The organism is Victivallis sp., from assembly GCF_048170485.1.
Lineage (GTDB): Bacteria > Verrucomicrobiota > Lentisphaeria > Victivallales > Victivallaceae > Victivallis.
This window is the reverse complement of sequence record NZ_DBEXAY010000033.1, coordinates 1-8,620: the sequence shown is the minus strand read 5'-3', so window position 1 is coordinate 8,620 and position 8,620 is coordinate 1. Positions and strand designations below refer to the sequence as shown.

Annotated in this window: 8 protein-coding genes; 5 read left to right on the top strand and 3 right to left on the bottom strand. The window is 58.6% G+C overall.

Annotated elements, in window-relative coordinates; genetic code table 11:
- The first annotated feature begins 101 nt into the window (after positions 1 to 101).
- From ACMLHG_RS01660 to ACMLHG_RS01640, 5 genes are read left to right on the top strand one after another with little or no spacing between them, the layout of a single operon-like run.
- On the top strand, positions 102 to 1,607 hold the full coding sequence (locus ACMLHG_RS01660) for a glycosyltransferase family 39 protein (RefSeq protein WP_417169330.1): 1,506 nt from the start codon (positions 102 to 104) through the stop codon (positions 1,605 to 1,607).
- Positions 1,604 to 2,344, top strand: a complete 741-nt coding sequence (locus ACMLHG_RS01655; RefSeq protein ID WP_295812502.1) for a glycosyltransferase family 2 protein — start codon at positions 1,604 to 1,606, stop codon at positions 2,342 to 2,344. Before ACMLHG_RS01660 ends, ACMLHG_RS01655 begins: the two co-directional genes overlap by 4 nt.
- On the top strand, positions 2,341 to 2,688 hold the full coding sequence (locus ACMLHG_RS01650) for a DUF2304 domain-containing protein (RefSeq protein WP_294434188.1): 348 nt from the start codon (positions 2,341 to 2,343) through the stop codon (positions 2,686 to 2,688). Before ACMLHG_RS01655 ends, ACMLHG_RS01650 begins: the two co-directional genes overlap by 4 nt.
- Complete coding sequence (locus tag ACMLHG_RS01645) at positions 2,685 to 3,440, top strand: glycosyltransferase family 2 protein (RefSeq protein ID WP_417169329.1); 756 nt, start codon at positions 2,685 to 2,687, stop codon at positions 3,438 to 3,440. Before ACMLHG_RS01650 ends, ACMLHG_RS01645 begins: the two co-directional genes overlap by 4 nt.
- Positions 3,437 to 4,726 (top strand): oligosaccharide flippase family protein, encoded by a 1,290-nt coding sequence (locus ACMLHG_RS01640; protein WP_417169328.1) that lies wholly within the window; start codon positions 3,437 to 3,439, stop codon positions 4,724 to 4,726. The genes ACMLHG_RS01645 and ACMLHG_RS01640 overlap by 4 nt, the downstream gene beginning before the upstream one ends.
- Positions 4,727 to 4,804: 78 nt before the next feature.
- Here the strand turns inward: ACMLHG_RS01640 and ACMLHG_RS01635 are convergent, their stop codons facing one another.
- From ACMLHG_RS01635 to ACMLHG_RS01625, 3 genes are all read right to left on the bottom strand, one after another.
- Entirely contained in the window at positions 4,805 to 5,440 is a 636-nt protein-coding gene (locus ACMLHG_RS01635) for a CatB-related O-acetyltransferase (RefSeq protein WP_294434194.1), read from the bottom strand.
- A gap of 116 nt (positions 5,441 to 5,556) precedes the next feature.
- Entirely contained in the window at positions 5,557 to 7,497 is a 1,941-nt protein-coding gene (locus ACMLHG_RS01630) for an acetylxylan esterase (RefSeq protein WP_417169327.1), read from the bottom strand.
- A gap of 299 nt (positions 7,498 to 7,796) precedes the next feature.
- Entirely contained in the window at positions 7,797 to 8,501 is a 705-nt protein-coding gene (locus ACMLHG_RS01625) for a hypothetical protein (protein WP_294434197.1), read from the bottom strand.
- Between the last annotated feature and the right edge of the window lie 119 nt (positions 8,502 to 8,620).

Below are 8,620 nucleotides of genomic sequence, written 5' to 3'. Positions count from 1 at the left end.
AAAAATCATTCTGAAACAATCATTTTTCAACTGAATCAAATACAATGATATCACACTCTTCATTCCTCGACCGGCTGAGGTCCCGCATCGATCGATGGAATATGCTTCTCACCCCCGGGCGGCTCCTCGGCTGCGCCGCTGGATCAGCCGTGCTCTTCATGCTCTGCTACCTGCTTTTCTGCAATGACATCTACCGCGATGTTGCGGCCTGCTACACCTACTATGCAGGAGAGTGGAGCCGGGGGAACTGGTTGTCGGCCCCGATCTCCGCCCTGCCGCCGCTGACGATCTTCGCGGCGGGGCTTCTGGCACGGACCGGGCTGGAGATCTATTCCGCCGTTATTCTGCTCTCCGCGCTGTTTTATATTTTGATGATCTTCCCGCTCTACGGTCTGTTGCTGCGCTTTTTTCCCGCCCGGATTGCCGCCTGGGGAACGGTGCTCTACGTCCTGACGCCGAAGATCATCCGGCACTCCGGCATGGGCCTGCTGGAAAGCGGCCGGGATTTCTTTCTGGTCCTGGCGCTCTATCTGCTCTTCCGCTTTCTGGACGACCGGCGCCGGCGGCTGCTGCCGCTGCTCTGTGGCGCCTCACTCGGATTTCTCAGCCTGACCCGGGGAGAAGGTGGCGTCGTCGGCCTGCTGCTGCTGATTCTCCTGCCGGTTCTGGTCTGGCGCGCGGAACACTATCGCCCCCGGGCTCTCCTTGCCCGTGCCCTGCCGTTCTTTCTGCTGGCCGCTCTGGGGATGGGGGCCGTTCTGTCTCCCCGGCTGATCGAAATGTACCGGGTGACCGGATACCCGGTTACTGACTCCCGGATGATCTCCGTACTGCAGAAACTGCCGTTCGTTCCGCAGCTTTTTGAGGACAAGCGCGAAGCGCTGTTTCCCCGCCCGGAGAATCCGGCCCCGTTGCCGAAACTGGAGCACGAGGCGACGCTGAAACGGCTCGTTTCCAGCTTCAGGGGGCTGTCGCGGGGAGCTTACGAGCTCTACTTTCTCTTCGCGCTGGCCGGTCTGATCCTGGTGATCCACCGCAGACAATGGCGCATGGAATACACCGTGTTCGCACTGATTTTCGTCTGCTGGCTGGCCGTCTTCTACGGCATCGTCTCCGCCTACCGGTATTACTCATTCGCCGTGCCGCTGCTGATGGTGTTCACGCTGACCGCGCTCTGCGAACTGTTGCGTCTGGCGGAAAAAGTCCGGCTTCGCGAATTGGCACTTGCGGCGCTGGCGGTGATCTTCCTGTTGCAGATCTCCAACGGGCTCGACATTCTGTTCCGCCGACATGAGCTGCACGAACTGGCCGGCTGGATCAAAGCCGGTTATCCGCGGCTTTTTCCGGAGCACGACCGGCGCCGGCCGGTGATTCACACCTATGAAACGCCGGAACTGCTCTACTATTTGAACGGAGTGCGCCGGTTCGACTACTCGTCGCCGGAGGAATCTCCCGCGACGCTCTCCGGATGCGATTTCATCATGCTGCGGGCCAAATACCGCGATCTGGCCGAAGAGTTCCGCCGCCGTTCCGATCTCGAGGAGGTATCCCATCCTTTTCAGAACCGCGTATCCATCTTCATCCCAGTACGGAGAAACACACGATGATGCGATTTGACCGGCTCTGTATCGTCATTCCATGCCACAATGAGGAAGCCTGCATCGACAACGTTCTCGCGGAACTGGAACAGCGTCTGCCCGGCGCCACGCTCGCCGTGGTGGACGACGCCTCCACCGACCGCAGTCGGGAGATCATCCGGAAACGGCTCGGAGAACGGTGCATTCTGCTTGCACTGCCATTCAACCTCGGCATCGGAGGAGCGGTTCAGACCGGTCTGCGCTACGCCGAACAGAATGGATTTGAATACGCGGTGAAGTTCGACGGGGACGGTCAACACCCGGCATCCGGTATCGAAGCTCTGCTGAAGCCTCTGGAAACGGGCGAGGCCGACCTGACGATCGGAGCCCGGTTTCTGGAGGGGAACCGGGGGTACCACTCCACCTTTTCCCGCCGGATCGGCATCTTGATCTTTGAATTGCTCAACTCGCTGCTGATCGGGCAGCGGATAACGGACAACACCTCGGGATTCCGAGCCTACAACCGCCAGGCTCTGGAATTTGCCGCACAGTACTACCCCTCGTTCGATTACCCTGAACCGGAGGAGGTGATCCTCATGGCGCGCAACGGGTATCGAATCCGGGAGGTTTCCGTGGAAATGCTGGCCCGCCAGGGAGGGCGTTCCTCCATCGGCAAACGCCGGGCCGTCTACTACATGTGCAAAGTAATCTTCGCGGTTCTGATGGCGGCAATCCGTCCGCGAATCCGCCGAAAGGAGCAGAAATGACACAAATTCAATGGGTCTCGCTGGCGGGAAGTCTGATCTTTCTGCTGATCGTTCTCGATGCGGTGCGGAAACAGAAACTGCGCGAAGCATATTCCCTGCTCTGGATCGTCATCACCATCGGCATGATCGTGGTCTCCATCCGCATGGATCTGCTCCGCTTCTTCTCCGATCTTCTCGGGATTGTCTACCCGCCCGCCACGCTCTTTCTGCTGCTGTGCGTGGGAATCTGCCTGCTGCTGTTTCAGTACTCCATCGTGATCTCGCTTCACAATGAGAAAATCACCCGGCTCACTCAGGAGATCGCACTGCTCCGGGAAAAAATGGAACGAAAGGAAAAGCCGTGAAAATTTCCATCGTCACCCCGGTTCGCAACGGGAAACGCTTCATCCGCCAGACAGTGGAAAGCGTTCTGAATCAACAGGGGGAGTTTGAACTCGAGTACATCGTCTGCGATGGTCAGTCCACCGACGGAACGCTGGAGATTCTGGCGGAATATCCGGAGTGCACCGTCATTTCCCGCAAAGACGGCGGTCCGTTTCACGCCATCAACTACGGCATGGATCTCGCTTCGGGCGACATCGGCGCCTGGCTCAACGCCGACGACATCTATCTGCCGGGAACGCTGGCGAAGGTTGCACGCTGTTTTCAAGAGCATCCGGGAACCGGCTGGCTCTACGGGAACTGCCCGATCATCGATGAAAACGGGCGGGAGATCCGCCGGCCGATCACGTTGTACAAGGAGCTGATCGGCTTGCGCTACAGTCACAACATGCTGCTCTGCGAAAACTTCATCAATCAGCCGGCGACCTTCTGGCGCATGTCGCTGTGGCGGGAACTGGGCGGTCTGAACTCCATCTACAAGGCGGCGTGGGACTACGAGTTGTGGCTGAAAATGGCGCAGAAGGGGCCGGCGATCCATCTGCACGCCGATCTGGCGGCATTCCGCCGCCACGCCGGTTCGATCAGCGAGAACTTCTTCGAGAAACAGTTTGCGGAGGAGCTGGCGATCGCCCGGCAGTACGGCAACCGCATTCACGGCGCCATCCACGCGTTCAACGCCTGGAAAATCGTCACCGCCTACAAACTGCTCTCATGAAAGGGAACAACTCACATCTCAAAACCTTCTTCTCCGGCAGTCTGATCTCCATTGTCGGAGTGGGAATCACCGGTGTTCTCAACTATTTCATCCGCCGGACCCTTTTCATGAACATGAGCGAGGCGGATTACGGCACCTTTTACAGTGCCGTCGCCTTTCTCCTCATGGTGGGCGGTTTTGCGGAGCTCGGCCTCTCGCAGACAGGTGCGCTCCTGATTGCGGAAAACAACACCGGCAGTCAGAAAACGCGGAAAATATCGAGCTGTTTCAGTTCCCTGTTATCCCTGAAACTCATTCTCGCAACGGTGGTGCTGATTCTTCTGCTCAGTTGCAGCCGGTGGATTCTGAAGGATTACCTGCGAACCGGCAATGGACTGTTCTACTACCTGCTGGCCGGAATGCTGTTCTTCCAGATCCTGGAATGCACATTCTATCCCCTCTTTTCCGGATTGAAGGATTTTGTCTCCTACAATTTTCTTCAGGTCACGAAGGCTCTGCTTCTGTTGAGCGGCATCGCGCTGTTCTCACGGAGCGGCCAACTGCCGGCTGCCGCCGCGGTGTTTTTTTCGGTCGCCATACTGATCGTCTTCATCGCCGGCGCCATCGCGTTCTTCCGGGAAAAAATCCGTCTGAGCTGGCATCCGGACCGCGCGGTATGGACGCGACTTTTCCAGTTGAGCGGCTTCATCGCGGTTTCCACCACTCTGCTGAATATGATATACTACATGGATACGGTCATGCTGACCGCCATCAAAGGGGTGACCAGTTCCGCCCTTTACAACGTCGCACTGCCGATCATGCAGATCGTCCAGGCGGCGATGGTTTTTCCTCTCATCATTCTGCCGGTGGCCGTTCAGATGAGCCGGGAAAAGCGCTATCTTCAATTGAAGCAGATCAGCCTCTGGGCCATCGGCGTCGCGGCAGTTGCATTTCCTGTGACGTTTCTGTTTTTCCACCTGCTCTCGCCCTGGCTGATCCGCATCCTGTTCTCCGCACAATACCTGGCGGCCGCTCCGGCGGTTTCCATTCTCTGCAGCGGGTTGATCTTCTATACGCTCGGCAGCTTCCTCATGCAGATCGTGCTGACCATGGGGGGCGCCGGCCGGATGGCGCTCATCACCCTGTTTACCAGCATCTGCAACGTGATTTTAAACTGGTGTCTGATTTCACTCTACGATTACATCGGCGCAGCCTGTGCAACGGCCGGTTCCTACCTGATCTTCAGCCTGGCGACGATCGTTGTCCTGCGGCAGCTGATCCGGAAACGGGAGCGGGAGATGCTCTGAGCCTCCGAAAACAACGCCGAGAGCCCCCCGGGGGTCCATGGTCTGCCGGCGGGGAAGCTCCCTTTCCCTTTCCGGTTTTCAGAAGAATTTCTCCAGCTCCCGGTCGGAAAATGATGTCTGTTGAAACAACGGAAGCGCCCGTTTGAGCTCTTCTTCCGGCTTGTCCCACCAGCGAAGCTCCTCCAGACGGCGGATGACCGGCTCCTCGAACCGATAACGGATCAGCCGGGCGGGAGTCCCCGCCACCACCGCGTAGGGCGGCACATCGCGGGTCACCACGCTGCCGGCACCGATTACCGCACCGTTTCCGATCGTGACCCCGCCGAGAACGATCACCCGGGCGCCGATCCACACATCGTTGCCGATGGAAACCGGGCGCAGGACATCCTCCTCATGCGCTTCCGTCCAGCGAAACCCGGTGGGATTGTCCCGCTCCGTGAACACGGGCGACGTGGACAATCCCCGCAGATGATGAGCGGCCAGCCCGATCAGACATCCGGTCGCCACAGAACAGAATTTCCCCACCTCCGCGCACGTGAGCTGCGTCCCCGGGCAGATGTAGGAGTAATCACCCACCCGCGACCGAAACAGTTTGGCCATCGGGTACACCCGTCCTTTCCGGCTGACGACGGATTCCGTATCAATCATGGTCAGCAGCGAGACCCCGGGATGAAAGAAATTCAACAGAGTTCCCAGCAGATATTTTTTCAGCATACTCGTCTTTCCTGTCAGATGAGACCTGTTCCGCCCTCCATAAAAGCAGGGCCGGGGAGAACCCCGGCCCGCGACACACCCTCCCGCCGGATATCAGCGGGAGGAGAAGAAGAGCATCACTTCTGTTCCTGCACGAACTTCTGCGCCTTCGGCGGCACATAGCCGTGGGTCGAACCCTGGTAGTAGATGATCTTCTTGGGCGATTTGATGTTGTTGTAGAGAATCGCCACACCGGAGGGCGGGCAGGTGTAGTCGCCCAGTCCGGCCCGGGTGATGGTCACCGGGCACTTGATCCGTTTGGCGTGGTTGATCGGGTCGAAGTAATCCAGCGCGCGGGTGTACTCCAGCCGCCAGCCGGCCGCCAGACGCCCCTTCGTGATGCCGCCCAGGTCGCAGCACCACGGGATCGACGGAGTGGCATTGGTCACATCCGGATCGAGCGCCGCCGCCCAGACGGTCTGAAGGCCGCCCTGGCTGCCGCCGTTGGCGCGGAGGTTCTTCCCATCCCACTGCGGCAGGGTCTTGACGAACTGAAGCGAACGCATCACCCGCAGCGCCATGCCGTTGAAGTAGGCGGTCTCGGGGTCGGAGTTCTGCTTCTTGTCAAACGCGTAGCTCTTGCCGTTGGAACGGATTCCTTCGAAGAATTTCTTGTAGTAGGCGGCATCCTGATCGAGATCGTAGCCATGGGCGTTGATCGTAAAGACGATCGCATTGCCCGCACCGTCGCCGGGGGCGCGCTGCACCGAGGTGCCGTAGCCCTGATAGTTGACGATCGCCGGGAGCGACTTCTCTTTGGCATTGATCGGAATGGTGAGATAGCCGGTCACCGGACGCGGTCCGGCGCAGTCGACCTTGACCGCGTAGACATCCGCCCGCTTGCCGGTTCTGACCTTCTTCATCTCCGCCTTCACCGGGACCGCGTCGAGCTTCGCCTTCTGCTTCGCCCAGAACGCATCGAAATCCTCCGGCTCCGGCACCCCCTGCAGCTTGTCGATTTCAACACCGGCGCCGCCGTCGAAGAAGACCGGCGAACTGTTGCCGCGCTTCGGATCCCGCTTCATCACATTCCGGCCGTTGCGATCGACCAGCGTCGCGTAAATGCGGACAAATCCGGGGCGGTCAAGGCTGGTCTTGATCACGATCGGCTGCCCTTCGACCACCTTCGCCTTGCCGCTCGCCTTTTTGCCGTCATCGCCGGTGCGGCTCCATTTGACGAAATAGTCCGATGTCGGCTTCTGCCCCTGGAAATCGACGTTGAGCGTGAAGGTCATCTCCTCGCCGGGAGCGAAGAGCATCTTGTCGCCGCAGCTGCCGACGAGGGAGGTTTTCTGCGGGTCGAGCGTCACCACCTTCTTGATGGAGAGATTGTCGAACTTGCCGACCACATAGATCTCGGCCGACTTGTATTTGGAACCCGATTTTGAAAAGGTCCAGTCGGGGTGGCCCTTGGCGTCAGGATTATTGCCGATGCCAAGATCACAATTGCTGTTGGCATTAAAGCAGTTGAAGGCAAAAACCGTCTGTTTCTCGAGGTAGTTGTGAACCTGAAACGAGCCGTAGTTGCCGTTGTTGCCTGCCGAATCCCCGAAATCGAACTTCCCGGTGGCGCCGGGGATCTTCTTCGCGTTGCCGCCGCCGTAGTTCAGCCCCCAGATCTCGATATTTCCCTTCTCGAACTTGCCGGTCTTGAGACCTTCCACGTTGCCGGCCACTTCGAGGTTGTTGACATACTGCTGAAACACTTTGGACTCGGGAGAGGGAACTCCGGCGAGCGCCGGCTCCTGGGTGAAGGCGTCCATCGCCGTAAAGGCCCAGCTCGTCTTCCCGTCCTTCGCGGTAAGTTTGACCAGATAGCCGATCCGCTTGAGATCTCCGGAAAGCACCTCCGAACGATCCACCTGATACCCGTCGGCTCTCCAGCGAAGCGGATTGAACTTCGCGATCAGCTCATACCCCTTCGCCTCCGGCACCAGTTCCAGAAGTTCCGGGACCTCCGCCTGCAGCCCGACGCCGCCGAGAAGCGCCACCGCCGCTGCCCAATGAGAAATTTTCATACCTTCTCCTTTCCATCGGTTGAATGTTCGAAACCGATCATACATCTACAATATCACGACCACCGATACGGTGCAACCTTCGACAGGAAAAATTCCCTGTTTTCCCGGCACACCAGACCCCCTCCCGGACGAGGAGCGCCTTCCGCAGAAGAAAAATCCGGCCTCGCTCCGGCAGGGGGAATTCATCCGGGAGCACCGTGGAACACGTGACAGTCGCCGGCAGAGTTCTTCGCCGCCCCGTTCCCGGGCGGCAAACCTGTTGTTCCACGGGCCTCCGATCAGAGAGCAACCGCTCCGTCTTATTTCGCCGCGGACTTGTCGAACAGCCCGACCACGTAGATCTCAGCCGACTTGTACTTCGCACCCGCCTTCGAGAAGGTCCAGTCAGGATGGCCCTTGGCGTCGGGGTTGTTGCCGATGCCGAGGTCGCAGTTGCCGCTGGCATTGAAATTGTTGAAGGCAAAAACCGTCTGCTTCTGCAGGTAGTTGTGCACCTGCAGCGAGCCGTAGCCGCCCTTGTTCCCCACGGAATCGCCAAAATCGAACTTCCCAGTGGCGCCAGGAATCTTCTTCGCATTGCCGCCGCCGTAGTTCAGCCCCCAGATCTCGACATTGCCCTTCTCGAACTTGCCGGTCTTGAGACCTTCCACGTTGCCGGCCACTTCGAGGTTGTCGACATATTGCTGAAACACCTTGGAATCAGGAGAGGGCACTCCGGCGAGCGCCGGATCCTGCGTGAAAGCATCCATCGACGTGAAGACCCAGCTCGTCTTCCCGTCCTTCGCGGTAAGCTTGACCAGATAACCGATCCGTTTGAGCGCTCCGGAGAGCTCCTTGGTGCGGTCAACCTGATACTTGTCAGCTCTCCAGCGGAGCGGGTTGAACTTCGCGATCAGCTCATACCCTTTCGCTTCGGGAACCAGTTCCACAAGCTCCGGAACCTCCGCCTTCAGACCGACGCAGCCGAGGAGCGCCGCCGCCACCGCCAAATGAGAAAATTTCATACCTTCTCCTTCCATGTTAGGTTTTGTCAAGCCACTTTTGTAACTTTTTTCCAGTTTTTCTTATATTCGAAGCGTAATTCCCCTTACCCATGTAACCATAGGTGTCGTTTTTTGCTAAA

What these genes read in the sequence shown, in the direction of transcription:
- ACMLHG_RS01660 (WP_417169330.1), top strand. Translation starts at nt 102, where the DNA reads ATGCTTCTCACCCCCGGGCGGCTCCTCGGCTGCGCCGCTGGATCAGCC.
- ACMLHG_RS01655 (WP_295812502.1), top strand. Translation starts at nt 1,604, where the DNA reads ATGATGCGATTTGACCGGCTCTGTATCGTCATTCCATGCCACAATGAG.
- ACMLHG_RS01650 (WP_294434188.1), top strand. Translation starts at nt 2,341, where the DNA reads ATGACACAAATTCAATGGGTCTCGCTGGCGGGAAGTCTGATCTTTCTG.
- ACMLHG_RS01640 (WP_417169328.1), top strand. Translation starts at nt 3,437, where the DNA reads ATGAAAGGGAACAACTCACATCTCAAAACCTTCTTCTCCGGCAGTCTG.
- ACMLHG_RS01635 (WP_294434194.1), bottom strand. Translation starts at nt 5,440, where the DNA reads ATGCTGAAAAAATATCTGCTGGGAACTCTGTTGAATTTCTTTCATCCC.
- ACMLHG_RS01630 (WP_417169327.1), bottom strand. Translation starts at nt 7,497, where the DNA reads ATGAAAATTTCTCATTGGGCAGCGGCGGTGGCGCTTCTCGGCGGCGTC.
- ACMLHG_RS01625 (WP_294434197.1), bottom strand. Translation starts at nt 8,501, where the DNA reads ATGAAATTTTCTCATTTGGCGGTGGCGGCGGCGCTCCTCGGCTGCGTC.